The following is a 24,947-nucleotide window of genomic DNA, read 5'->3' on the forward strand; positions in this document are numbered from 1 at the left end:
GCGCACCACCCCTTCCCCGCACCGTCCAAAAAGGAGTTTCGTGAAGACCTATCCCACCCCGCACCTGCTGTTACGCCGCACGACGGCCGTCGCGGCGCTGGCCGCGGCGCTGCTGGCCGGCGGCTGCACCGCCGCGACCGACGAGCCCCTGGCCGCGCCCAGCGCCGGCAGCGGCGCGCTGGACCTCGCCGCCGTCTGCCCGGCCACGGTCGTGATCCAGGCGGCGTGGACGCCCGAGGCCGAGCACGGCGCGCTGTACCACCTGCTCGGCAGCACGTACACCGTGGACGCGGACAAGAAGAAGGTGTCCGGGCCGCTGATGTCCGGCGGGCAGAGCACCGGCGTGAACGTCGAGATCCGCGCGGGCGGCCCGGCGATCGGCTTCCAGAACGCGGGCGCCCAGATGTACGCCGACCCGTCGATCATGCTGGGCCAGGTCGCCACGGACGACGCGATCGGCCTGTCGGCCAAGCAGCCGGTCGTCGGCGTGGTCGCCCCGTTCGACATCGCGCCCTACATGATCATGTGGGACCCGGCCGCGAACCCGACGTTCAACTCGATCGTCGACATCGGCAAGACCGACACCCCGGTGCTGTACTTCAACGGCGCCACGTACATGGACTACCTGCTCGGATCGGGCATCCTGCGCCGCAACCAGGTCGACGGCGCGTACGACGGCAGCCCCACCCGGTTCCTGGCCGAGAAGGGCAAGATCGCCCAGCAGGGCTTCGCCACCAACGAGCCGTTCATCTACGAGAACGCGCTGCCGCAGTGGAAGAAGCCGGTGAAGTTCCAGCTCATCCACGACACCGGCTACCCGATCTACCCTGAGGCGATCACGGTGCGCGCCGACAAGAAGGCCGAGCACGCCGCCTGCCTGAAGAAGCTGGTCCCGGTCATCCAGAAGTCCCAGGTGGACTACGTCAAGAACGCGGGCGCCACCAACGAGCTGATCATCAAGCTCAACGACGCGTACAAGGGCTTCCCGTACTCCAAGGAGCAGGCCGCCTACAGCGTCGAGCAGCAGCTCAAGCTGAAGATCGTCAGCAACGGCGCCAACACCACGCTGGGCGACTTCGACGTCGACCGGGTCAAGCAGGTCATCGACATCGTGAGCCCGATCTACAGCGGGCAGCGCAAGGAGGTCAAGAGCGGCCTCACGCCGCAGGACCTGGTCACCAACGAGTTCATCGACCCGTCGATCGGGCTGAGCTGAAAGCGAAGAACTGACCGTGCCGACACCGCCGTTGGCGCAGGTCGCGCAGCAGGCGAGCCGCCGGGCGCCCGGCCCGGCGGCTCTGTCCGCCTTCCTCGACGACCTGCCCGCCGTGCTCCCCCGCGACCGGTGCTCCACCTCCCCGGCCGCCCGCGCCGCCGCGTCCCGCGACTACGCGTACCTGTCCCCGCTGCTCTCCGCCGTGCTGCCCGACCGGCCCGCCGACGTGGTGGCCCGGCCGGCCACCACCGGGGAACTGGCCGCCGTGCTGCGCCTGGCGCACGCCCACGGCATCCCGGTGGTGCCGCGCGGGCGCGGCACCGGCAACTACGGCCAGGCCGTGCCGCTGGCGGGCGGGCTGGTCATCGACCTGACCCGCGCCGACCGGGTCCTGGAGGTCGGCGACGGCCGGGTCCACGCCCAGGCCGGGGCGACGTTCGTGGCGCTGGAGGCGGCGGCGCGGGCCACCGGGCAGGAGATCGCGATGCTGCCCAGCACCGTCGGCAGCACCATCGGCGGCTTCCTCGCCGGTGGCGCGGGCGGGCTCGGCTCGATCGAGCACGGCTGGCTCTGGGACGGGTTCGTGCACGCCCTGGACGTGCTCGGCTGCCCGCCCCACGAGCCGTGGCGGGTCACCGGCGCCGACTGCGCGCCGCACCTGCACGCGTACGGCGTCACCGGGGTCATCGCCACCGCGACCGTCGCGCTGGCTCCGGCCCGGGTCTGGACGGCGCTGCTCGCCTCGTTCCCGGACTGGGCGCGGGCGGCGGCCGCCGGGCGGGAGCTGCTGCACCTCGACCCGGCGCCCCGGCTGGTGTCGCTGGACGAGCCCGCGCTGATCGCGACGTACCCGCCCGATCCGGCCCTGCCCGCCGGGCGGCACAGCCTGCGCGCCGTCGTCACCGCGGGCACGGTCGACACCGCCATGCGCGCGGTGACCGGGCACGGCGGCCACGTGGAGGCGGTCACGCCGGACGCGGTGGGCTACCTGTCGACGCTGTCGTTCAACCACGTCACGCTGCGGGCCCGCAAGACCCGGCCTGAGCTGTGCCACCTCCAGGTCGGCGGCGAGCCCCTGGTCGCCGACCCCGACGCGGTACGCGCCTGCCTGCCGGGCGCGATGCTGCACCTGGACGGGCTGCGCGCCTTCCTGGACCCAGCCGACCCGGCCCGCGGCCGCGGGTTCGCCGGGCTGCTGCTGTCGGAGTTCCGCGACGCGGAAACCCTCTACCGCGGCGTCGAGCGGCTGCGCGAGCTGGGTGTGCACGTCGTCGACCCGCACACCTGGCAGCTGGGCGGTCCCGCCCTGCCCGCGATCCGGGCCGCGGCCGCCACCGCCGACCCCGACGGCCTCCTCAACCCGGGCAAACTCCCCGACCCCGCGTGACGGGTCACGCGGCCTCCTTGGCGGCAGTTTCGGGGAAAGTGCAGGAATCATGGTCTCGATTCGTGCACTTTCCCCGAAACTGCACGCAACACCGCGCGAGCGCGGAGCGGAGCGCGGGGCGCGGGCGGGCGCGCGGGGGTCAGGTGCGGCTGGGCAGGCGGACGACGCTGACGAAGAAGTCGTCGATCTGCTTGACCACCGAGATGAAGCGCTCGAAGTCGACGGGCTTGGCCACGTACGCGTTGGCGTGCAGCTGGTAGCTGCGCAGCACGTCCTCCTCGGCCTGCGAGGTGGTCAGCACCACGACCGGGATGCGGCACAGGTCCGGGTCGTTCTTGATCTCGGCGAGCACCTCGCGCCCGTCGCGGCGGGGCAGGTTGAGGTCGAGCAGGATCAGGTCCGGCGTGGGCGCGCCGGCGAAGTCGCCCTCGCGGCGCAGGAACGCCAGCGCCTCGACCCCGTCGGTGACGACCTCCAGGGTGTTGCGCATCTTGTATTCCTCGAACGCCTCCCGGGTCATCAGGACGTCACCGGGGTCGTCCTCGACCAGCAGGACCACGATCGGGCGGTCGGCGTCGGGCAGGGAGATCATGCGGCAGGCTCCTCATCGGGTACGGGCGGGACGGCGTCGACCGTTTCGGCGGCGTCCCCGACGGGCAGCGCGAACGTGATCGCCGCCCCGTCGGTGTCGGTCTCGGCCACCCAGATGCGGCCTGCGTGGTATTCCACGATCTTCTTCGCGATCGCCAGTCCCATGCCGGTGCCGGGATAGGCGTCCTTGGCGTGCAGCCGCTGGAAGATGATGAAGATCTTCTCGGCGAACTCGGACTCGATGCCGATGCCGTTGTCGCGCACGGTGATCTGCCACTCGTCCTCGACCCGCTGCGCGGACACGTGCACCTTCGGGGGCACGTCGACGCGGGCGAACTTCAGCGAGTTGCCGACGAGGTTGGCCAGCAGCGTGCCCAGCAGCGCCTCCTCACCCTCGACGGTCGGCAGCTCGTCCCAGGTCAGGATGTCCTCGCCGTACCGGCTGTCGCCGACGACCTGCCTGGCCACGGCCGCCATCACCTCGTCGAGCGGCACGGGCACGAACCCGCTGGTGTTGCGGCCGATGCGGGAGAACGCGAGCAGGTCGTTGATGAGCCGCTGCATACGCTGCGCCCCGTCGACGGCGAACATGATGTACTGGTCGGCCCGCTCGTCGAGCTGTCCGGCGTAGCGGCGCTGGAGCAGCTGGCAGAAGCTGGCCACCTTGCGCAGCGGCTCCTGCAGGTCGTGCGAGGCGACGTAGGCGAACTGCTCCAGGTCACGGTTGGACCGGGTCAGCTCGGCGGCCTGCGCCTGCAACTGCGCGTTGGCCGCCTCGATCGCGTGCCGGGCCTGGCTGACCTCGGCCAGGTCGGCGGCGATCTGGCGGCGCATGCTGTCCACGTCGTGGGCGAGCCGGCTCAGTTCCGGGGACCCCTGGCCGACGATCTGCGTGTCGTACGACCCCCGGGCCACGTGCCGCACCTGCGCGGCCAGGTCCAGCACCGGCCGGGTGACCATCCGGTTGAGCAGCACGACCAGGCCCACGCCGGCGATGACGACGACGAACCCGGCGCTGATCAGCAGCACCACCAGGCCGTCGCCGCTGGACTTGACGGCGTCGACCGCCGCGTTGCGCAGCTCGGTGATCTCGTTCTGCAGTGCGGCGACCTCGGCGCGGGTCTCGTCGAACCGCTTCTTGGACTCCTCGGCGAGCAGCGCCTGCGCCGCCTGCGGCCCCTCTGCCCGGGTCTTGGCGATCGCGGGCTCGGCCACCATCGAGCGCCATGCGTTCGCGCTGGCCCGGACCTTGCGCAGCTGCACCAGGATCTTCGGGTCCTGCGCCAGCAGCGGCGTCATCGTGGCGTAGAGGCCCTCCTCCTCCTCGCGCCCCTGCGTGTACGGCGCGAGCTCCGCCGGGTTGCCGCTGAGGGCGAAGCCGCGCACCCCCGTCTCCTGGTTGATCAGCGCCACGCCCAGCCGCTCGCCGCTCAGCCGCAGCACCCCGGTCTTGTTGAGCAGCACGTCGAGCTGCTCGCGGTTGGTCGCGGCCAGCGCCACGGCGCTGGCGGCGAGCAGGCCCAGCAGCAGCGCCGCGGCGGTGCACAGCGCGGTGACCCGGGCGCGCAGCGACCACTGCTGCAACGGCCGCAGCCGGTATTTCTCATTCGTCGTCACGATGTCGTTTCCCTACTGAGCAGCACGATCGCCACGTCGTCGGCCAGCGGCCCGCCGTTGAGCGCCTCGGCCGCCTCCACCAGGGCGGCGGGCAGCGCCGACATCGGCACGCCCGCCGCGGTGCGGGCCTGGCACAGCTCGTCGAGCCGGTCATAGCCCAGCCGCTCGGGACCGTCGCCGGTGCGGCCCTCGACCAGGCCGTCGGTGAACAGCAGCAGCGACCACGGCCCGTCGGGCAGGCCGACCTCGGTGCCGGTGCGGGGCGCGTCGCCCAGGCCGAGCAGCATCCCGTACGGCACGTCGACCGGCGCGGCCCGGCCGCCGGCCAGCAGCAGCGGCGGCGGATGCCCGGCCAGCCAGCACGCGGCCCGGCCGGTGTCCAGGTCGATGCGCACGACCGCCATCGTCGCGAACGTGCCCGGGTGGCTGCGCTCGCTGACCAGCACCTGCTCCATCGCGGCCAGGGTCGGCTCGGGCGCCACCCCGGCCAGCGTCAGCGCCCGCCAGGCGACCCGCAGCTCGACGCCGAGCGCGGCGCCGTCCACGTCGTGCCCACTGACGTCGCCGATCGCGGCGTGGACATACCGCGGGCAGGTCTGCACGACGTCGAAGAAGTCGCCGCCCAGCACGCCCTCGTGGCGGCCCGGACGGTAGAAGGTGTGCACGGCCAGGCGGTCGGTGCTCATCAGCGGCTGCGGCAGCAGGCCGCGCTCCAGCCGGGCCGACTCGGCCTGGCGCAGCTCGACCTCGCGCAGCCGCCCGGCGCTGACCTCGGCGTGCTTGCGCTCGACGGCGTACTGCACGGAGCGTTCCAGCAGCGCGCCGTCGACCTGGCCCTTGACCAGGTAGTCCTGGGCGCCCTCGGCGACGGCGTTGATGCCCACGTGGGCGTCCTGCTGGCCGGTGAGCACGCACACGGCGACCCCGGGCGCCTCGGCGAGCACGCGGCGCAGCCCCTCCATGCCCTGCGCGTCGGGCAGGCCCAGGTCGAGCAGGATGCAGTCGACGGCGTCGAACAGGGACCGCGCGTCGTTGAGGCTGCGCGCCACGGTCAGCTGGATGGCCGCCTGCTGCTCCTCCAGCAGCTCCCCCACCAGGTAGGCGTCGCCCTCGTCGTCCTCGACCAGGAGCACGCGCAGCCGGGCAAGCCGTGCCGGTCCGCGCGGCTGCACCGGCACAGGGGGAGCCGTGAACATCGGGGTGGCCTACTTCTGGGGGTCGAGAGGGTCGGGGGGTGCCATCGGGGGGTCACGCAACGTACCGATCATTTCCTAACCGACCCGCTTGCACAACCTGTGCAAGCGTCGCCACCAGCCATGCGACCTATCCGTGATCATGGGAGTGCTCGATATTCCCAGCTCATCCCGCCCGCAGGGTGGCAGGCGGCCCAGCATGTAACTGATTTCGCAGGTCAGCAAGGGCGAAATCGGTTTCGCCGGCGAGGTGGCTCTCAGTCGCGTACCCAGTAATCGGCCGGGGTCCGGCCCGGCCGGAAGCCCGACGCCCGCGCCCAGGCCATCGCCTCGGTGAACCCCCGGCCGACGTCGCCCGGATCGTGCGCGTCGCTGCCGAAACTGACCGCCGCGCCGCCGTGGTCGCGCCACCAGCGCAGCACGGGTGCGGCGGGCCACGGCCCGGCGGTGTTCACCTCCAGCACCCGTCCCCCGGCCGCCAGCGGCTCCAGGACCCGCGCATACTCCTCGCGCAGGGCGTACGGGTCGAACGGCGGCCGGTCGGCGGGCCAGAACAGCGCCGGCAGGTCCAGGTGCGCCAGCACCTCGAAGACGTCGCACCCGGCCACCATCCGGGCGGTCTCGGCCAGGTGGCGGCGCACCACCTCCAGCGGATCGCCGTCCATGAGCAGCGGGGAGTACACCAGCCGGTCGCCCTCCGGCAGGCAGTGCACCGAGCCCACGACCCGGTCGAACCCGCCCGCGCGCAGCACCCGCGCGGCCTCGTCCGGGAACAGGTGCGGCTCCCCCAACTCGACTCCGGTCAGGATGCGCAGGTCAGGGAAGCGCTCCCGGCACCGCGCCACCGCCGCCAGGTAGCCCGCGACGTCGAGCAGCCCGCTGGCGGCGTGCGCGCCGATGACGCGGCGGCGGCCGTCGGGGGTGGTGGTCCACGGCGTGAAGTCGGCGTGGTCGGAGAAGACCACGGCGGGCAGGCCCAGCTCGCGGGCCCGTACGCAGGCGCGCGCCATCGAGCCCGTCGGGGCGTCCCAGGACCATTCGGTGTGCACGTGCCCGTCCGCCGGGACCGGTTCCGCGATCTCGCTCTCCATCGAGATCATCCTATTTACATCGACGCTTCGGCATGTCACGATGCGCCATGTCTCTCCGAAGCCGCCTCACGGCCGGGCTGGCACTGGCGATCGCCGCCGCCACCCTGGCCGCCCCACCCGCCTCCGCCGCGCCCGCGCAGCTGCTCAGCGACCCGGTGTACGACTACGCCACCGCCATCCGCGAGGCCGTCTACATCGACACCCCCGTGGACAACGACGGCGACGGCGTCGCCGACAAGGTCGTCGCGGACATCATCCGCCCGAGCGAGGCCGCCACGGCCGGGGTCAAGGTCCCGGTCATCATGGACGCCTCGCCCTACTACCAGTGCTGCGGCCGCGGCAACGAGTCGGAGAAGAAGGCCTACGCCACCGACGGCACGGTCACCAAGTTCCCGCTGTACTACGACAACTACTTCGTGCCGCGCGGCTACGCCTTCATCGCCGCCGACCTGCCCGGCACCAGCAAGTCCAAGGGCTGCGAGGACGTCGGCGGCGCCGAGGAGATCGCGGGCGCCAAGGCCGTCATCGACTGGCTCAACGGGCGCGCGGTCGGCCGCACCGCCGCCGGGGCGACCGTCACCGCGAGCTGGAGCACCGGCAAGGTCGGCATGATCGGCAAGTCGTGGGACGGCACCATCGCCAACGGCGTGGCCGCCACCGGCGTCGACGGGCTGGTCACCATCGTCCCCATCTCCGCCATCTCCAGCTGGTACGACTACAACCGGGTCAACGGCCTGGTCAACCCGAAGGTCAGCTCGGTGCCGAGCCTGCACTCGCTGGTCAACGCCCGCCCCGCGGGCACCTGCACCAGCGTCTCCAACGCGCTGACCACCGGCGCCGACGCGAGCACCGGCAACTACAACTCGTTCTGGGCCGCCCGCAACTTCGTCACCAACGCGAGCAGGGTCCGTGCCAGCGTCTTCGTCGTACACGGGCAGAATGATCTGAACGTGCAGGGCGTGCACTTCGGGCAGTGGTGGAGCGCGCTGGCCGCCAACAACGTCCCGCGCAAGCTCTGGCTGTCGCAGGAGGGCCACGTCGACCCGTTCGACTCGCGCCGCTCCGTCTGGGTCGACACGCTGCACCGCTGGTTCGACTACTGGCTGCTGGGCATCGACAACGGCATCATGAGCGAGCCCATGGCCGACGTCGAGCGCGCCGCCGACGTGTGGCAGACCAGCACGCAGTGGCCGCCGACCGGCACCTCCACCGCCAACTACGTGCTCCAGGGCACCGGTGACCCCGGCACGCTGGCGGTCGGCACCGGTTCCGGCTCGCTGTCGCTGACCGACTCGGCGTCGCTGACCGAGGCCAACGCGGTCAGCTCCCCCACCACGGCCCGCACCGGCCGCAAGGTGTACCAGACCGCGGTCCTGACCTCCGACCTGCGCATCTCCGGTACGCCGACGATCACGCTGCGGGTGAAGTCGAGCAAGTCCACCACCACGCTGTCGGCGCGGCTGGTCGACTACGGCACCGCGACCCGGGTCAACTACCGCAGCTCCGGTGAGGGCATCAGCACGCTGACCTCGCAGACCTGCTGGGGATCGTCGTCGAGCACCGACGACGCCTGCTACAAGGACACCGCCAAGACGGTGGCGTCGGCGGCATACCAGGTGCTGTCCCGCGGCTGGATGGACGGGGCGCACCGCGACTCGCTGACCAGCCCCGCCAACATGTCGACCAGCACGTACTACACCATCACCTGGAAGCTGCGGCCGATCGACCAGATCATCCCGGCCGGGCACCGGCTCGGGCTGGTGCTGACCCTCAGCGACGCCGAGTTCGTCTCCTCGCACTCCACCGGCGCCACGGTCACCGTCGACCAGACCGCCTGCGTCCTGTCCCTGCCCATCGCCCCCGTCGGCGCGCTGGCCGGGCTCAGCGCCGCCGGTCCGATCACCGTGTACGCGCCGGAGTCCTATGCGGGCACCGGCACCCGCTTCCAGTAGCAGAAGCGCGGATCTCCCCTGGCCAGGGCCGGTCAGGGGAGATCCGCCACTCGTCTGAGGGCACTGCGGACATACCGCTGCCCACTGCCGGTCGTCACTCAGGAGTGGTTCCCGTGTCGCAGTCATCTTCGCCGGGCTGGCACCCGGATCCCGCCGACAGCCCGCATCCGCGCGCCCCGTGGCACGAACCGGCCGCCCTGCCGCCACGCAAGCGCCGCCCCTGGCTGATCGCCATGATCGTCGCCGCCGTCCTCGGCCTGTGCTGCATCGCCCCCGCCGTCGTCTTCGAGAGAAGCCTCGGCCCGAGCGAGGCCGAGCTCGCGGCAGCCTTCGACGGTGTGGCCCTGCCGGCCGACGTGCTCCTGGTCAAGAAGACGTCCTCGGGTAACCGGTTGTGCCTGGACGACTGCGTCTCCCTGTACCGGATCTACGCGTCCGCCGCACCGCCGCCCGTCCTGTACGACAAGATCACCGATACCCTGCGGCAGGCCGGTTACCGGTGCGTGCCACCGGCTTGGCAGCGACCGGGCGTCGTCTGGTGCGGGCCGTTCGAGCCGTCGCATGTGAGCTACTGGCAGCGGCGCGACGACCAGCACATCATGCTGGCGGTCAACCCCCTGCCGCCCCCGGGAGAGCTGCACCGGCTGCCGTCCGACGTCACCGCCGACCCCGCCTGGCAGTCGTTCGCGGACGTCGTCGTGTCCGGCGGACGGCCGTGAGCGGTGCGAAGGTCACCGCGCACCCGCTCGGGCGCCCCGTCCGGTCAGCGGATCGTCAGCGCGGCGGCGGCCCGGCCGAGGGCCAGCAGGAGCAGGACGATCCCGACGACGGCGGCGCCGACGACCCACGCGCGGTTGCTGCCGGGCAGCTGCTCGCGTGTGGGGTCGGGCGGCGGCGCGGGCAGGGGCAGCCACGTCGGCGGCTTCGCCGCCCGCCGGGTGATCTCGTCGCGTACGGTCCGGTTGACGATCTCCCAGGTGTCGCGGCGCAGCACGTAGTCCTCGGCCGCGTAGTCGGTCGGGAACCGCTGCCGGATGCGGATCAGCCTGACGAACAGGGTCTCGTCATCGACTTCCTTGAGGTCGCGCAGCAGAGGGTCCGTCACCGGCGCACCTTTCCGGGGATGGGATAGGTCCGAAATGAACGGTATCAGCTGATATTTCGGATGCACCTTCCCTGAACGGGTGATTGCCTGCCGACGCACAACCCATCCCGGGCGGGTCACCCGGCGGCAACGTCCACATGGCAGGCTCACCGCATGCTGTTCACGCGAGCCGACTTTCCCCTGGTCCGCAGCGACGAACTGGCCGACGAGGCCCCGTTCTGGACGCACTACCTGGCCATGCTGCACGACGAGCAGCAGCTCATGTCCATGCTGGAGGTCGACGGCGCCGACTGGGACGCCATGAACGGCCGGCTGCACGACCCCGAGCGGTGGCCGGTGCTGCGGGTCGCCCTGGACGAGGGCGGCCACTACGCCGTGTACTGGTGCAACATCCCCGGCGACCAGGGCCTGCACATCGAGCGCCTCAGCGCGGGCCGGGCGCTGACCCTGGTGGCCGACCTCGCCGACGGCTGCCCGGCGGGCCTGCTGGAATGGGACGACCTGCTGGACATCGCGGTCACCGTGCCCCGCCGGTCCGGCGTGCTGCCCCGGCTGCGGCGGTTCCTGCTGCTCCTGCCACTGCTCGGCGCCGCGCCCGAGAACGCGGCACTGGTGGTGCGCAAGACGTTCCCGCCCCGCAACCGGGCCGACCGGCTGCTGCTCGACGCCGCCGGGGCGATCATGCAGGACTGGTCGCGCTGGGAGTTCGCCGAGGGCGAGCGCAGCGAGCTGTGGCCTGCGACATGATCGCGAGGCCGATTAGGATCATGCGATGACGATCATCTCGGTGCCGTACCACCAGGACGAGCAGCTCGCTCCCGACCACCTGCCGCTCGCCGGGGACGTCACCGTCGAGGTGCCGTTCGGCGAGGCCACCGACCGCCGGCATCGCCTGGTCCAGGTGCAGGCGGCGGTGGCCGCGGCCGTGGCGGGCGCCGGACCGGACCCGACCGTCGTCTCCGGAGACTGCCTGGTCGCCCTCGGCGTCGTCGCGGGCCTCCAGCGGGCCGGGCTCGACCCCGGCGTGGTCTGGTTCGACGCCCACGGCGACGTGCACACCACGGCCTCGTCGACCTCCGGCTACCTCGGCGGCATGGCGCTGCGCTGGCTCGTCGGCGCCGACCCGGAGCTGGTCACCGGCCCACTGGGGCTGCGCCCGCTGCCCGAGGAGCGGGCCGTGCTCGTCGACGCCCGCGACCTCGACCCGGCCGAACGCGACTACCTGCGTACGGCCGGGATCGCCCACCGCCAGGTCGCGGCGCTGTCCGCCGCCGACCTACCCGAGGGGCCGCTGCTGCTGCACGTCGACGTCGACGTCATCGACGCCGCCGAGGTCCCCGGCCTGCGCTTCCCCGTGCCGGGCGGCCCCGGCGGCGACACCGTGCTCGACGCGCTGCGCCGGGTGCTGGCCACCGGCCGGGTCGCCGCGCTGCACATCGCCTGCCCGTGGCACCCCGCCACCGGCCAGGACGGGCCGGTCCGCGCCCGGCTGCTGGCCGCGCTCGCCGCCCTGCGCTGAGCCTCAGCCCACCAGCTGCTTGTAGAAGAAGGTGCAGTCGCGCAGGGTGCCGCCGGGGTCGGCGGCGTAGTCCGGGACCACGCCGTACGCCGTCCAGCCGGTGGCGTGGTAGAGGAACTCGGCGTCGCTGCCGGTCTCGGTGTCCAGCAGCAGCAGGTCCACCCTCCGCGACCGCGCCTCCTGCTCGGCGGCCGCCATCAGCCGCCGGGCCACCCCCCGGCCGCGGGCGGCCCGGTGCACCATCAGCTTGACCAGCTCCGCCCGGTGGCGGCCGTTGTCCTTGCGGCCGGGCACGAGGCTGACCGTGCCGACGACCCGGTCACCGTCGTACGCGGCCCAGACCAGGTGGCTGCCGTCGGCGACGGCGGCCGACAGCTCCCGCCACCACCCGGCCGCCGCCTGCGGCGCGTACGGGGCGAGGAAGCCGAGCGAGGCGCCGCTGTCGACGGCGTCGGCCAGCAGCTCGGCCAGACCCGGCGCGTCCGTGGCGAACCGCTCGGCGGACAGCCGGGTGATCGTGATCTGGTGCATGCGGGCCTCTCTCACGGCGCGACGATGAGCACGGCGTACCGGGCGGCCCGGTCGCCGAGGTTGCGGAAACGGGAGCTGCCCCAGAGGCGGAAGCGCAGGCAGTCGCCGGTGGCAAGCTCGTGCGCCTGCCCGTTGGCAGTGATCTCGACCGCGCCGTCGAGCACCCAGATGTGCTGCTCCAGGCCGCTGACGGGCGGTGCGTCGTACGGGATGTCCGCGCCCGGCCGCAGCGTGCCCTCGATGACCTCGCCGCGCAGCCCGGCGTGGGGCGGCGACACCGACCGCCGCAGGAACCCCGACTCCTCGTCGTGCCACACCGGCTGGTCGGCGGCGCGCACCACCGGCGACGGCTCCGCCTCGACCTCGGCGAGCAGGCGCGACATCGTCCGCCCGTACGCGCTGCAGAGCCGGCCGAGCAGCGACGCGGTCGGGCTGATCTCGGCCCGCTCCAGCCGCGACAGCGTCGACCGGCTCACCCCCGTCTTGCGCGCCAGCTGGTCGAGCGACCACCCGTGCTCCGCCCGCAACTGCGACAACCGCGCCGCGAGCTGTACCTCCAACAAATCCGGTGCCTCGTCAACCATTCCCACACCGGAGACACTATCCCAGATATGAGACACCCACGTTAACTCCCACCCCCATCCCTCCCCACCCCCCACCCCTCCTCCACGTTGATCATGAACTTATGGCCGTGTTCGACGGCGTGTCCCCACCCCGGCACCGTGATCACCTGCGGGTCTGTGGCGATGATCGCCACTGGCGGTCGAAACCTCAGGCAGGAGTGCGCCTTCTGACCGCAGACAGCGATCTCGACCCGGCAGACGGCTCGGCCGCCCGCGGCCCTGGGCGGCCCCGCCCAGCGTTCCCGGGGGGCGGGCGCGGGCCGGCGCGGGCCGGCCGAGCGCTGGGCGGGCGGGGGCCAAGTTGCCGGGCAATCGGGCGAAAGGCGGGCCTGATAACGCCCGATTGCCCGGCAACTTGGCCGAGGGTGGGTCACGCGCGCCCGGCTGGGCGGAGCGTGAGGGTGGATGGCGGGTGGGTGGGGTGGGGTCAGGCGCCGGTGGAGTACAGGGTGGTGATCTCGGAGGCGGTGAGGACGCGGCTGTACAGGCGGAACGAGTCCACCGCGCCGTCCAGGTACGGGTCCCCGCTGTACTGCGAGCGCCCGATCCAGTTCTGCGTGGTGCTGCCCAGCGCCCCGGGCGTCAGCGTCATCGAGGAGTTGCGCGCCACCTCGGCACCGTTGACGTACAGGATGCCCACGCCGCCGCCCACGGTCACCGCGACGTGCGTCCACGCCCCCGTCGCCAGCGCGGCCGGGGCGTTGATCTGCTGCTCGCCCCCGGCCCCCGACGTCGTGATCGCGAACCGGGCCGTACCGGAGCCGCTGCGCGGCACGAGGAACATGTTCGCCGTCGTGCCGGTGCCGAAGTCGAACAGCCGCGCCCAGTTGGTGATCGTGTCCAGCCGGACCCAGGTCGCGGCCGTGAGCGCGCTCGCCCCGGCGAGGATGCCCGACGGCGCCGAGACGTACTGCGAGGTGCCGCTGAGGTCGACCGCGTTGCCGGTGCGCCCGGCGACCCAGGTCGCGCCCCCGGCCACCGACGCGGTCTTGCCGTTGCCGGTGGCGTCGGCGGCGCTGGTGCCGGAGGTCTCGTCGAACTTCCAGTGCGCCACGAACTGCGGCAGCGGGGTGGTCGTGGTGACGTTCCAGTACACCGTGTACCGCTGGCCGTGCATCTTGTAGAACGGGAACAGGGTGACCGCACCGGTGGAGGCGGTCGCGGTGAACTGGAGCGGCGTCGAGGTCGCCGCGAGCGAGGAGGCGGTCAGGGTCGGCAGGGCGGTCAGGTTGGTGGTGCCGTACGCCCCGGCCAGCACGATCGGGCCGTACTTGACCGCCTGGGTGGTGCTGCTGTCCGGCGTGGACTCGCGGGTCAGCGCCATCGGCAGGCTGATGTCGACCACGTCGCCCGAGGCCCAGGTGCGGTTGATCGACGCGTACGACCCCGGCGTGACCCCGCTCTGCGTGGTGCCGTTGACCTTGACCGTCGCGCCGGTGGCCCACGCGGGGACCCGCACCTTCAGCGTGAACGTGCCCGCGCCCGTGATCGTCAGCTTGCTCGACGGCACCTCCGGGAACGTGGTGTCCTGCCGCACCGTGATCCCCTTGGCGGCCCAGTTGAGCTGCGAGGCGATGAATAGGTTCACGTACAGCGTGTCGCCGGAGTAGAAGTAGATCGTGTCGGCGTACTTGGTGTTGGTCTCCATCCCGGTGCCGTGGCAGCAGGTGAAGTTGTCGTAGTCGTTGCTGTAGGTCTTGATGCCGCCCGCGCGCAGCGGGATGTAGTAGCTGTGGAACCCGTGCGTCGAGTTCGGGTTCTGCGCCCCGAGCAGCTGGTTGTAGAGCGCCTTCTCGTAGTAGTCCAGGTAGTCGGCGCGGTTGGGGTTGGTGAAGAACAGCTGCCGGGACAGCTTGAGCATGTTGTACACGTTGCAGCACTCGCAGGTGCTGTCCGACAGCTCCGAGGCGATCCGGTCGGGCGCCTTGAAGTACTCGCCGTTGGAGTTGCCGCCGATGGCGTACGTGTGGTGCCCGATCACGATGTCCCAGAAGTTGCGGGCGATGTCGAGGTACCGGGTGGTGCCGGTGGCGTGGTACTCCCGGATCGCGCCGATCATCTTCGGGATCTGCGTGTTGGCGTGGTAGTTGTTCAGCGCGTCGGTGTTGGACGCCAGCGGGTCGAACACCTCCGCGTGGTCGAACTGCTGCGCGGCGGCCAGGTGGTTCGGGTCGCCGGTGAGCTGGTACAGGTTGGCCAGCACCTCGTTCATGCCGCCGAACTCGGTGTCCATCATGTTCTGGCGCTGGGTGAGGGTGAGCCGGTCGTTGCGGAACTTCACCCACGACGCCATCGCGGTCAGCACCGTCAGCGCCTGGGCGTTGCCGGTGAGCAGGTGCATGTCGAGCAGCCCGGCCATGATCTTGTGGAGCGTGTAGTACGGCGCCCACACCGACTGGCGCGCCTCGACCCGGTCGATGAAGCTCTCCGGGTATGCCGACAGGTAGCCGGTGTTGTACCCGGCCGTGGTGGCGCGGGCCTGGCAGGTGGCCAGCTGGGCCACCAGGTAGTCGCCCTTGGTCTTGTAGCTGGTGGTGCCGGTGTTGGCGTACGCCTGGGCCAGCGCGGACAGCACGTGCCCCATCGAGTGCCCCCGCAGCTCGGTGGTGGGCGACTCCCAGCCGCCGCAGGCGGCCGCCGAGGAGCTGATGCCGTAGTTGAGCCGGAACGTGTGCAGCAGCCGGTCGGCGTCCAGGAAGCTCAGGTAGCTCTGGGTGCGCCCGGCGTTGCTGAGGAACGGCCCGGCCAGCAGCGTGACTGCCGACAGCGGGAACGGGTATACCGAGACACCGATGTCGGTGCGCGCGGCGTACGCCGCCTGCCCGGCGGACAGGCCGCCGACGGCCGTCGCGGCGGCGCCCACGGCACCGGCCCGCAGCACGGCACGGCGGGAGATTGCGGACATGTTCTCACCCTTCTCAAGGACGGGTGCGGCGAGAGCGGAGTCCGTAATCGCTGATAGTTGTCTATGAAATCCTTTTCGGCAACAGTATCGAAACACGCACTCTCCGTGATCGCCATGTCTCACTCGGTGATGCGAGAGTGGCGCGCGCCACGCCCGGTGCGGCGCGGGGTTGCCGGGTGGCCGACCGCGCTGGCACCTTTGCCGTCATGCAGGCAGAGCAGCTGGCAGGGTTCGCGTGGACCTTCGACGTGGTGCACCCCGATCCGGACCGCCGACAGGCGGCGCTGGAGACCGAGCGGATGTACCAGGAGGAATGGTCGCGGCTGAGCTCGCAGGCCCGGATCGTGCACCAGCGGGTGGGCGAGCACGACCAGCTGTCGGCGGCCATGCGCGACGCGTACGACCTGATGTTCGCCGCCCCGGTCTGGCACTACATGACCAGCGGCGCCCCCGCCGAGCGGCTGGCCCCGTTCGCCCGCCACGCCGTGCTCTACCTGCGCTGGGAGACCGAATTCCCGGACGAGTGGGCCGAGCACGGCAGGAGCTGGACCGCCAAGCGGCTGATCCTGCGCGCCCTGGCCCAGCACGGCCCGACCCTGGACACGCACGGCGACCTGCTCGCCCTGGTCGACGCGGCGGTGCGGCGCGAGCACCGGTGCGAGGACCTGGGCTACGTGAAGGTCGCCCGTACGCTGCACGAGCCCTCGGTGCGCTGGCTGATCGAGGCCGCGCTCGGCGACCCCGACCCGCTGGTCGGCCTGCGCGCCGGATACCTCGCCTGGGCCCTGGACCACCCCCACGCCCCGGTCACCCCCGCCACCTGGCGCGCCTGGCTGCGCGGCTGATCCGCCCGGCCGAGATCTTGTGCGTTTTCTGTCGCCCCGGCAGCAGAAAACGCACAAGATCTCGACGGGCGCCGCGGGCAGTCACGACTGTCGCTATTCCGGTGGGCGGCGGGTCCGTTGCCGGAGAATGCGGGGTGACGTGGCCGCAGCGGCTCCGGCTGGGCGGCAGCCTTAGCGGAGGAGGTCGTCATGGCCGTGGAGAACACCCTGACAGAGGCAGAGCGCCTGCTGGTACGCGATACCGCGGTGGACCAGCTGGCGGGGCTGGACGAGGACCAGCTGCTGGACCTGCACGCACGGGTGCGGCGGGCCCGTAACAAGTACACCGGCCTCTACCGGCGCCAGGGCGCCGCCAAGGTCTCCACCGTCGGCGGCCGCGGCAAGGCGGCCGAGAAGAACACCCGCAACCGCGACAAGGCCGAGGCGTTCGAGGACGCCCTCGCCCGGGTGAGCCGCCGCCTCGCGGTGGTGGCGCGGGAGAGCGCGCTGGCGCTGAAGGCCGAGCGCCTGGAGTCCGCCCGCGCCGCCCGCAACACCGCCCCGCCCGCCGCCGCCCGCAAGCCCGCCGCGACGCCGCGCCGGTCCCAGCGGACGCAGCCGACGCCCGCCTCGGCCCCGGCGGCGCGCAAGCGGCACGCGTCCACCCGGGCCACCGGCGCCCGCCGCCAGGCCGCCCGCGACACCCGCTGACCCGGGCCGGCCGTCAGGCCAGCGCGGCCAGCGCCTCCTGCGCCTGCTCGACCACCAGCCGGTCGCCCGCCGAGGCGACCACGTGCTCCAGCGCCCGCCGGTACGCCACCGCGTACGCCTGTTCGGCGGACACCTCGACGTCGGGCTGCACGCCGACCCCTTCCCAGTTCGTCTCCGTCACCGGGTTGACCGAGCGGGCGAACGGGACGGTGATCTCCACCGTGTCCGACAGCGGGTAGCGGTCGGTCGGGTGCGCGCCGCCCCGGGTCGTCTGCCCGATGAGCACCGCGCGCCGCTGCGCCTGGAGGTTGTAGGCGATCTCCTCGCCGCCGGAGAAGGTGGTGTCGCTGGTCAGCGCATAGACCGGCCGGTCCAGGTAGCGGCGGCCGGGCACCCACGCCAGGCTCCAGTACTGCCTGGTCTGCCGGGTCGTGCCGTCGTAGATGCTGTTGAGGTGCGTCTGCTCGTCCTTGAAGAAGTAGCTGCACCAGAAGATCGCGCCGTCAGGCGAGCCGCCGCGGTTGCGCCGCAGATCGATGATCAGGGCCTCGGTGTGCTCGACCAGCTGCATCGCGGCGGCGATCGCCGACGCGCCCACGTCCGGGCTGGTGACGTTGTGCAGGTCGAGGTAGCCGATGTTGCCCGCCAGCCGCTCGGCGCGGGCGATGCCGAAGTTGTTGACCCGCAGGTAGTCCCGCCAGGCGGCCTCGGCCGCCTCCTCGCTCTGGCCGCTCTCCTGGAGCTCGACAGGCCGGATGCGGACCCGCAGGTGCTTGTCGGCGAAGATCTCGAACAGGTCTTCGGTGAGGCGGACGCACAGGTCCGCCTCGGACAGTCCGGTGTAGTCGCGCGAGCGGATGATCTCCGCACCCGCGAGAGCCCTGTCGGGGAACACGTAGTGCTTGCACAGCTGCTCCAGGGCAGCCTCGACCAGAGGGGTTGTCACCGCCGAGACGGTACCTGATCTTCACCGGCGCGGCGGGGCCGCGCTGCTCGCGCGGGCGACCAGGGTCGGCGCGACGCGCGGATGGGTGGGCGCCGCCGGGGGCTCGTCGGCGTCGAGCAGCTCCAGCAGCGCCGCCAGGCAGCGGCGGCCGACCTCGTCGAAGTCCTGCCGGACCGTGGTCAGGGGCGGGGACAGGTATTCGGCCTCGGGGATGTCGTCGAAGCCGACCACGCTCACGTCCTCCGGCACCCGGACGCCGCCCTCGTGCAGGGCGCGCAGCAGCCCCAGGGCCTGCTGGTCGTTGGCGCAGAAGACGGCGGTGACGTCGGCGCGGGCGGCCAGCTGCCGGCCGGCCTCGTACCCGGAGCGCGGGCTCCAGTCGCCGACGATCACCGGCGGAACGCGCCGGTCGGCGGCCTCCAGGGTCTGCCGCCAGCCGTCGACCCGGTCGCGGGCCTCGACCCAGTCCCGGGGCCCGGAGATGTGCCAGACCGTCTCGTGGCCGAGGTCGAGCAGGTGCTGGACGGCCAGCCGCGCGCCCGCGACCTGGTCCACCGAGACGGTGGGCAGCTCGCCGGCGGCGTCGGCCTCGACCACGATCGCGGGCACGCCCCTGGGCAGGCTGTGCACCGCGGCGGCCGCCGTCATCAGCGGCGCGATGATCACGACTCCGGCGACGGACTGCTCGGTGAGCGAGTCCACCGCCGCGGCGACCCCGGCGCGGTCGAGCTGCTCCAGGGCCACGATGCTGATGCCGTATCCGGCCCGCCGCGCCGCCCGCTCGACGCCGAGCAGGGTCGCGGCGGGACCGTACAGGATGGTGTCGAAGCTGACCACGCCGATGACGCGCGAGCGCCGCCCGGCCAGCCCCCGGGCCAGCGCGTTGGGCCGGTAGTTGAGCTGGGCCACCGCGCGCAGGACCCGCTCACGGGTCTCCTCGCGCACACTCGGGTGGTTGTTGAGGACCCGGGACACCGTCTGGTGCGACACGCCCGCGAGCCGGGCCACGTCGTTCATGACCGCGGCGCGCGCGGCCGGCTGCTGGCTCATACCGCCCTCCCTAGCCGCCATCCTAGATCCTCGGTGTCTCCATGCGGGGTGGGCTCTGCGGCCTTGATCGACGTCGGCCTCCATGCGGTGAGAGCGCCATCCCCGCCCGCCCCCACCAGCACGTCCGAAGATGGCACCATGCTGCGGTGACCAGATCCCTGCAACGCTCGACCATCCTGATCGGACTGCTGACGGGCGCGGTCCTGGCGGTCGGCGCCATCGCGATCGCGCAGCGCGTGGACGCCAGGCCCGAGACGGCGGTGCTCGTGGTGCTCGCCGCATCGGCGGCGCTGCTGCTGCACCAACCGTTGAGCCTGCTCGGCTACCTCGGCGCCGCCCTGCTGCTGCGGCTGCCGGTCGTCACGGTGAAGCTCTCGCCGCTGAGACGCAGCTTCGTGCGGGTCGGCCCGGCGGCCGACGCACCGCGGCTGCGGCTGCGCATGCCGCTGTTCAACCTCGCCGGCCCGGCGATGAGCCTGATCATCGCGTATGGAACATGGCTGCTCGCCCGCCACCGGACGGGCCCGGTCCAGGCCGCGCTGGACGCGGCCGCGCTGGGCGGGCTGCTGTTCGCCGGGCAGAACCTGATCCCGGTGCGGTACGGCGCCCACCGCTCCAGCGGCCGCAACGCCCTGCGCTGGCTGCTGCGGCCCGACCTGGCCCGCAGCGACGTCGCCCTGGTGCGCGAGTCCGTCGAGGACCGCGCCCTGCTCGACGACGTCACCAGCGGCCGGCTGGAGCCCGCCGCCCTGTACGCGCTCGTCGCCGACCCGAGCCGCTCGCCGAAAGTGCTGCTCACCGCCTCCGCCCAGCTCATCAGCCAGGCCGTACGGGCCGGGCACGACGAGACCACGCGCGCCCTGGGCAGCATCGCCGACCTCGCCCGGTCGCCCGACGTCGACCGCCGCACGGGCGGGCTGCTCGCCACGACCGTGGCGAACGCGGCCGGGCTGATCTACCTGAAAGGTCTGCGTGATCCGGCCGCCGCAGCGACGGCCGAGGACATCGCGGAGGTCGCCGAGCTCGCGCGGCTCGGGCTCGACTCCGGGCATCGGCAGGTGCTGGCGGCGCACAACGCCCTGGCCGTGGCGCAGCTCCTCCAGGGGCGCCCCGCCGAGGTGGCCGTGCTGCTGACCCCCGAGGTGGTGCGCCTGCCCGCACCGGCCCAGCACCAGGGCACGGCCATGGCCCTGCGCACGATCGCCCAGTCCTACCTCGGCGCCACCCCCGGGGCCGAGCGGGTGCTCGCCACCGCACGGTCGTACGGCTGCCCGCCCTCGCTGTGCGACCTGGCCGAGCAGCTCGTCGCCGACTCCCGCGGCCCCGGCCCGGAGCAGCCGGAATCCGGCCGGTGAACATGGCGGGGCCGGGCGCTCGCGGACTCGTCGAGCGCCCGGCCCCGCCGGTCGGCGGATCAGCCGGTCAAGCGGGTCAGGCGAACGCCTTGACCTCCAGCAGGCCGACCGAGCTGGTGCCGGTGCTGGTCAGCGCCACCCGTAGCCGGGTCGTGCTGACCCCGGTGAAGGTGACCGTGTTGTAGGCGTTCTTGGTGAGCGTGTACGCACTGGCTCCTGGCACGTCGACGTAGGCGCTGCCGTTCCAGTACTGGAGCTTCCACGAGGACGGCATGTCGATCCCGCCCTCGTCGTCGAAGAAGTAGACGTCGGCCTTGGTCAGCGTCTGCGCCGACGACCACTGCAGCTCCGCCCACTGGGCGCCGCTGTTGGGCCAGGTGCCCCAGCGGTTGCCCGCGTTGGTGGCGCCCCAGTTGGAGCTGGTCGGCTCGTCCCCGTTGTTGATCGCCGCGCAGCTCTCCCACGAGGACGTGTACGAGCAGCTCGGCGCGGCCGCCAGGGCCAGGTTGGTGGAGACCGGCGGCTGTACGCCCCCGCGGTTGAAGATCTTGATCTCGGTGAGGCCGGTCTTGGCACCCGAGGCGTTGGTGGCCAGCACCCGCACCCGCGTGGCGGTGACCGCCGGGAACGTGACCAGGTTGTAGTTGCCCTTCGGGGTGCTGGGCGTCTTGGCCTGGCTGGCGACGCTGACCCACGCGCTGCCGTTGTAGTACTGGACGTCGTACGACGACGGCGCCCGGTAGGTGGCCGAGGCCGGACGGCTGTCCTTGAAGAAGAGCCGCACCTCGTTGAAGGTCTTGGCGGTGCCGAGGTTGAGCTCCAGCCAGTCCTGGCTGTTGGCCGAACCGCCGGCGCCCCAGAACGGCTCGTTCGTGGGGAAGCCGTCGACCGCACCGGCGGTGGTGGTGCCGGAGCCGGTGAACGACGCGGTGGCGGTGGCGCCGGAGGCCAGGTTGGTCAGGGCCGGCAGGGTGGTGTCGACACCGGCCTTGGCCAGCTCGTCCAGCACCCGGGCGTCGGTCTGCACGACCTGGTTCGGGGCCTGCAGGCCGGACACCGCGGTGTTGTAGGTGACCGTGCCGGTGGTGGTGACCGCGCCGGTCGCCGGGTCCCAGGTGAAGGGCACCAGCGAGCTGACCGTGGCCGCCCGGCTGCCGTTGATGTAGATCGAGTAGCCCTCGGGCACCCCGGGGTAGCGGACCACGCCGTCGGCCGGGTCGTCCCAGACGATGGTGAGGTCGGCGTTGCGGTAGCGGATGTTGTTGACCGTGAAGTACGGCCAGTTGATGTTGATCGGGTTGAGCTCGACCTTCGCGTCGCTGCGCGGGCGCAGGCCGGCGACGTCCTCGATCAGCGTCCAGTTGCTGCTGCCGAGGATGTTGTGGTGGATCCAGGAGCGGTACGTGATCGACGAGCCGTTCCAGTCCGCCCAGAACTCGTTGGCGTCCGGCCACGACGTGTTGCCGTTGACGTACTGCGCCCAGACGTTCCAGTACAGCAGCTTCTTGTACCAGTCGGCGGTGATCCACGAGTTGGGGTAGTTGCGCAGCACCGAGCCGATGAGCCGGAACTGCACCGTGGAGTTGATGGTCGAGAAGTTGTTGCTGCCGGTGCCCGACGCCGCCTTGTCGGCCTGGTTGGCCGTGTAGAACGGGAAGATCGGGTACTGCGCCGGGTCGTCGAACAGCCGCAGCGCCTGCTTGTAGGTGGTGGTGTTCGGGATGGCGTTCACCGCGAACGGGTAGTAGATGTTGATCTCTTTCCAGGGGTTGAACGCCCCGTCGGAGGCCATCCGGTTCTGGAAGAGCTGCGTGCTGGGGTTCCACAGCACGTTGACGAACGCGGCCTGGATCTGGTCGGCCAGCGTGTTCATCTCGTTGGCCTTGGCCGTGTTGCCGACCGCGGCGTACGCCTGGGCGGCGGCGCGGGCGCCGCTGTACTGGTAGGCGGCCTCACCCCGGTCCATGTTGCCCGCGCGCCAGTGGAACGACACCGCGTCGGCGTCGTTGCCGGTGAGCGCGCCCCAGTCGTACTCGATGAGCTTGTTGTTGTTGGTGTCGTAGAACGACAGCTGGCCCTTGACGTCACCTTCGGCGTACTTGGCCAGGTTGGCCGCGATCGCGGGCTGGCCGCCGTGGATCTGGTAGCTCTTCCACGCCGCCTCGGCGATGTACTGGGTGTAGCTGTTGGACCAGTTCTCCGGGTCGCCCGGGTTGTCGACGAACCGGCCGTTCTTGGAGGTCTGCCCGACGCTGAGCCAGTCGCCGTACGCGTACAGCGGCGTGCGCAGGTACTTCAGGTCGTCGATGTGCATCGGCTGGGTCAGCGCGATCGCGTTGTTGTAGCCGAGCGCGCCCTCGACCGACGTCGGGAACTGGAACGTCTGGCCGGGGATGTTGGCGTCGAGGTTGTTGAACCTCATCAGCCACCAGCGGTAGTAGTAGTTCTTGTTGATCGCCGGTTCGGGCGAGTTGAAGTACGGCACGTTCTGCGCCCACCACAGGTTGTAGGCCCGCACGTGGGTGGCGAACGCGGTCGCGTTGGAGTAACCGGCGTAGGCGGTGTAGTCCGTCGACGACTCGGGGATCTCGGCGGCGATGAAGCCCATGACCACCTTGGCCGTGGCCGTGGCCCCGGCGGCGATGGTGATCGACCGGTTCAGGCCGCCGCTGGAGACGGCGAACCCGTCACCGGTCAGCTTGGTGGTCAGCGTGGTCAGGCTGTTCTTCGTGCCCGCCGTGCCGGTCAGCTCGCTGCCGCTGCCGCTGGTCGCGTACGGCGACACCGCCCGCAGCGTGATCGTGGTCGAGGCCGAGCCGCTGTTGGTGATCGACAGGTTCGTGACCGCGACGTTGTTCTCGGTGATGAACTTCTGCTGCGTGATCGACACCGAGCCGCTGGTGTGCACGCTCTTGAAGTAGCTCGGACCCTGCCAGCGCTGCGCGGTCTGCTCGGTGAACGTCCCCGGGCTGGCCGTGATGGTGTAGGCGTTGTTGTCGCTGATGCTCTCCCAGTAGGCGACGTGCCCGGCGAAGCCGAGCGTGCCCGGGGTGTAGGTCTTCATGAACAGGGCCCGGCCGCGGGTCATCAGGATCGCGCCGTCGGCGTCGGAGGGGTCGCTGCCGCCGGACCGGCCGAGCATCCGGTCCAGCCAGAAGTCCGTGCCGCCGGACTCCGCGTTGTAGGCGGCCTGCATCATGTTGCCCGGCGTGTAGCTCGCCGGGGCCGTGGGGACGGCCGGCCCGTTGAACGTGGGATAGCCGATGCTCTGGGCCGCCAGGGCCGGGGACTGTGCCTGTACGGCACCAACCCCGGCGGCGAGCACGACGCAGAGCCCGGCTGCCAGCGATCTGCGCTTGGCGCGCCAGATGGATGGCATGTGGTTCACCTCCACAAGTGGGGGACGGGTGTGGGGAACTGGGCTGCGGTGAGAGGTCTGTGGGCCCGGCCGTGCCCGCGCGGGTAGGCGGTCGCTGGGCACGGCCGGGAGCTGGTACGGCTACGTCGCGGTCATCCCTTGAGGGCTCCCGAGGTGAAGCCGCGTACGTAGCTGCGCTGCATGAACGCGAACAGCAGCAGGCACGGCACCGCCATGAACACCACGCCCGCCTCCAGGGCGGCGTAGTCGATGGAGCCGTGGCTGGCCGTACGCATGTTCACCACCGCCAGGGTGGTGGTGAACTTGTCGGTGGAGTTGAGCAGGATCAGCGGGGCGAAGAACTCGCTCCACGAGGTCAGGAACGCGAACAGCCCGACGGTGACCAGGCCCGGCTTGACCGCCGGGAGCATGATCCGCAGCAGCGCCGTGAAGGTGGTGCAGCCGTCGACCTGGGCCGACTCCTCCAGCTCGCGCGGCACCGCCTCGAACGAGTTGCGCATCATGAAGATCGAGAAGGGCAGCTGGAACATGATCAGCACCAGGCTCAGGCCGATCAGGCTGTCCTGCAGGCCGATCCAGCCCAGCAGCACGTAGAGCGCGATCAGGATGGTCGCGTAGGGCACCATCAGGATCGCCAGGGTCAGCAGGAACAGCAGGTCGCGGCCGGGGAACTGGAAGCGGCCGAAGGCGTACCCGCCGAGGGTGGAGACCAGCAGGGTGCCGCCGACGGTCAGCGCGCTGACCGTGACGCTGTTGACGATGTGCTCCAGGCGGATGCCGTTGTCCGAGGTGAACAGCCGGTCGTAGTTCTCCAGCCCGAAGCCGCTCGGCGTGCGCAGCGAGGCCCAGCCGCTCCAGAGCAGCGGCGACAGGAACAGGATCGCCAGCGCGGCACCGGTGATGTAGAAGCTCCACCGGCTCACGGCGTTCGACGAGTTCATGCGGGGCCTTT

Annotated in this window: 21 protein-coding genes; 9 read left to right on the plus strand and 12 right to left on the minus strand. The window is 71.6% G+C overall.

Annotated elements, in window-relative coordinates:
- Nucleotides 1-40: 40 nt before the first annotated feature.
- Both Cs7R123_RS07955 and Cs7R123_RS07960 read left to right on the plus strand, forming a co-directional pair.
- Nucleotides 41-1,216 carry a hypothetical protein gene (locus Cs7R123_RS07955; RefSeq protein WP_244871683.1) on the plus strand — a complete coding sequence of 392 codons (1,176 nt, stop codon included), beginning with the start codon at nucleotides 41-43 and terminating at the stop codon, nucleotides 1,214-1,216.
- A gap of 16 nt (nucleotides 1,217-1,232) precedes the next feature.
- Nucleotides 1,233-2,603: an FAD-binding oxidoreductase gene (locus Cs7R123_RS07960; RefSeq protein ID WP_212824712.1), complete on the plus strand. Its 1,371-nt coding sequence runs from the start codon at nucleotides 1,233-1,235 to the stop codon at nucleotides 2,601-2,603.
- 139 nt (nucleotides 2,604-2,742) lie between these two features.
- Here the strand turns inward: Cs7R123_RS07960 and Cs7R123_RS07965 are convergent, their stop codons facing one another.
- The 4 genes from Cs7R123_RS07965 to Cs7R123_RS07980 all read right to left on the minus strand — a co-directional run bounded on the left by Cs7R123_RS07965 (nucleotide 2,743) and on the right by Cs7R123_RS07980 (nucleotide 7,095).
- The gene (locus tag Cs7R123_RS07965) at nucleotides 2,743-3,195 is read right to left on the minus strand and encodes a response regulator (RefSeq protein ID WP_212824714.1); all 453 of its coding nucleotides are present in this window, start codon (nucleotides 3,193-3,195) and stop codon (nucleotides 2,743-2,745) included.
- Nucleotides 3,192-4,811, minus strand: a complete 1,620-nt coding sequence (locus Cs7R123_RS07970) for a CHASE3 domain-containing protein (protein ID WP_244871684.1) — start codon at nucleotides 4,809-4,811, stop codon at nucleotides 3,192-3,194. The genes Cs7R123_RS07965 and Cs7R123_RS07970 overlap by 4 nt, the downstream gene beginning before the upstream one ends.
- Nucleotides 4,808-6,007, minus strand: a complete 1,200-nt coding sequence (locus Cs7R123_RS07975) for a PP2C family protein-serine/threonine phosphatase (protein ID WP_212824716.1) — start codon at nucleotides 6,005-6,007, stop codon at nucleotides 4,808-4,810. Before Cs7R123_RS07975 ends, Cs7R123_RS07970 begins: the two co-directional genes overlap by 4 nt.
- 254 nt (nucleotides 6,008-6,261) lie before the next feature.
- Nucleotides 6,262-7,095 (minus strand): PHP domain-containing protein, encoded by an 834-nt coding sequence (locus Cs7R123_RS07980; protein ID WP_212824717.1) that lies wholly within the window; start codon nucleotides 7,093-7,095, stop codon nucleotides 6,262-6,264.
- Between the two features lie 47 nt (nucleotides 7,096-7,142).
- Here Cs7R123_RS07980 and Cs7R123_RS07985 point away from each other — a divergent pair, with 47 nt between their 5' ends.
- Together Cs7R123_RS07985 and Cs7R123_RS07990 are read left to right on the plus strand one after the other, a co-directional pair.
- A complete protein-coding gene (locus Cs7R123_RS07985; RefSeq protein ID WP_212824719.1) occupies nucleotides 7,143-9,047 on the plus strand; it encodes a Xaa-Pro dipeptidyl-peptidase in 1,905 nt (634 codons plus the stop codon).
- A gap of 113 nt (nucleotides 9,048-9,160) precedes the next feature.
- Nucleotides 9,161-9,766, plus strand: coding sequence for a hypothetical protein (locus Cs7R123_RS07990; RefSeq protein WP_212824721.1), 606 nt, complete (start codon nucleotides 9,161-9,163; stop codon nucleotides 9,764-9,766).
- A gap of 44 nt (nucleotides 9,767-9,810) precedes the next feature.
- On the opposite strand, the gene Cs7R123_RS07995 is transcribed toward Cs7R123_RS07990, so the two are convergent.
- Nucleotides 9,811-10,152, minus strand: coding sequence for a hypothetical protein (locus tag Cs7R123_RS07995; protein WP_212824723.1), 342 nt, complete (start codon nucleotides 10,150-10,152; stop codon nucleotides 9,811-9,813).
- Nucleotides 10,153-10,305: 153 nt separating this feature from the next.
- Between Cs7R123_RS07995 and Cs7R123_RS08000 the strand changes: the two genes are divergently transcribed.
- Both Cs7R123_RS08000 and Cs7R123_RS08005 read left to right on the plus strand, forming a co-directional pair.
- Nucleotides 10,306-10,899 carry a hypothetical protein gene (locus Cs7R123_RS08000; protein WP_212824725.1) on the plus strand — a complete coding sequence of 198 codons (594 nt, stop codon included), beginning with the start codon at nucleotides 10,306-10,308 and terminating at the stop codon, nucleotides 10,897-10,899.
- Nucleotides 10,900-10,924: 25 nt separating this feature from the next.
- Complete coding sequence (locus tag Cs7R123_RS08005; RefSeq protein ID WP_212824727.1) at nucleotides 10,925-11,671, plus strand: arginase family protein; 747 nt, start codon at nucleotides 10,925-10,927, stop codon at nucleotides 11,669-11,671.
- Nucleotides 11,672-11,674: 3 nt separating this feature from the next.
- Here the strand turns inward: Cs7R123_RS08005 and Cs7R123_RS08010 are convergent, their stop codons facing one another.
- From Cs7R123_RS08010 to Cs7R123_RS08020, 3 genes are all read right to left on the minus strand, one after another.
- The gene (locus Cs7R123_RS08010; RefSeq protein ID WP_212824728.1) at nucleotides 11,675-12,217 is read right to left on the minus strand and encodes a GNAT family N-acetyltransferase; all 543 of its coding nucleotides are present in this window, start codon (nucleotides 12,215-12,217) and stop codon (nucleotides 11,675-11,677) included.
- Nucleotides 12,214-12,786 carry a helix-turn-helix domain-containing protein gene (locus Cs7R123_RS08015; protein WP_244871969.1) on the minus strand — a complete coding sequence of 191 codons (573 nt, stop codon included), beginning with the start codon at nucleotides 12,784-12,786 and terminating at the stop codon, nucleotides 12,214-12,216. The genes Cs7R123_RS08010 and Cs7R123_RS08015 overlap by 4 nt, the downstream gene beginning before the upstream one ends.
- A 466-nt stretch (nucleotides 12,787-13,252) precedes the next feature.
- Nucleotides 13,253-15,730 (minus strand): beta-L-arabinofuranosidase domain-containing protein, encoded by a 2,478-nt coding sequence (locus Cs7R123_RS08020; RefSeq protein WP_212824732.1) that lies wholly within the window; start codon nucleotides 15,728-15,730, stop codon nucleotides 13,253-13,255.
- A 206-nt stretch (nucleotides 15,731-15,936) separates the two neighbouring features.
- On the opposite strand from Cs7R123_RS08020, the gene Cs7R123_RS08025 reads away from it, so the two are divergent.
- Nucleotides 15,937-16,575, plus strand: coding sequence for a hypothetical protein (locus Cs7R123_RS08025; protein WP_212824734.1), 639 nt, complete (start codon nucleotides 15,937-15,939; stop codon nucleotides 16,573-16,575).
- Between the two features lie 189 nt (nucleotides 16,576-16,764).
- Nucleotides 16,765-17,265, plus strand: a complete 501-nt coding sequence (locus Cs7R123_RS08030) for a hypothetical protein (RefSeq protein WP_212824736.1) — start codon at nucleotides 16,765-16,767, stop codon at nucleotides 17,263-17,265.
- A 13-nt stretch (nucleotides 17,266-17,278) separates the two neighbouring features.
- Here Cs7R123_RS08030 and Cs7R123_RS08035 read toward each other — a convergent pair whose 3' ends face one another.
- Nucleotides 17,279-18,211, minus strand: coding sequence for a S41 family peptidase (locus Cs7R123_RS08035; protein ID WP_212824738.1), 933 nt, complete (start codon nucleotides 18,209-18,211; stop codon nucleotides 17,279-17,281).
- A 21-nt stretch (nucleotides 18,212-18,232) separates the two neighbouring features.
- On the minus strand, nucleotides 18,233-19,261 hold the full coding sequence (locus Cs7R123_RS08040; RefSeq protein ID WP_212824740.1) for a LacI family DNA-binding transcriptional regulator: 1,029 nt from the start codon (nucleotides 19,259-19,261) through the stop codon (nucleotides 18,233-18,235).
- Between the two features lie 146 nt (nucleotides 19,262-19,407).
- On the opposite strand from Cs7R123_RS08040, the gene Cs7R123_RS08045 reads away from it, so the two are divergent.
- On the plus strand, nucleotides 19,408-20,616 hold the full coding sequence (locus tag Cs7R123_RS08045) for a hypothetical protein (RefSeq protein WP_212824742.1): 1,209 nt from the start codon (nucleotides 19,408-19,410) through the stop codon (nucleotides 20,614-20,616).
- Between the two features lie 76 nt (nucleotides 20,617-20,692).
- Here Cs7R123_RS08045 and Cs7R123_RS08050 read toward each other — a convergent pair whose 3' ends face one another.
- Together Cs7R123_RS08050 and Cs7R123_RS08055 are read right to left on the minus strand one after the other, a co-directional pair.
- Nucleotides 20,693-23,995: a discoidin domain-containing protein gene (locus Cs7R123_RS08050; RefSeq protein ID WP_212824744.1), complete on the minus strand. Its 3,303-nt coding sequence runs from the start codon at nucleotides 23,993-23,995 to the stop codon at nucleotides 20,693-20,695.
- Nucleotides 23,996-24,126: 131 nt separating this feature from the next.
- Nucleotides 24,127-24,936 (minus strand): carbohydrate ABC transporter permease, encoded by an 810-nt coding sequence (locus tag Cs7R123_RS08055; protein ID WP_212824746.1) that lies wholly within the window; start codon nucleotides 24,934-24,936, stop codon nucleotides 24,127-24,129.
- Between the last annotated feature and the right edge of the window lie 11 nt (nucleotides 24,937-24,947).

It is taken from the genome of Catellatospora sp. TT07R-123 (assembly GCF_018327705.1).
Taxonomy (GTDB): domain Bacteria; phylum Actinomycetota; class Actinomycetes; order Mycobacteriales; family Micromonosporaceae; genus Catellatospora.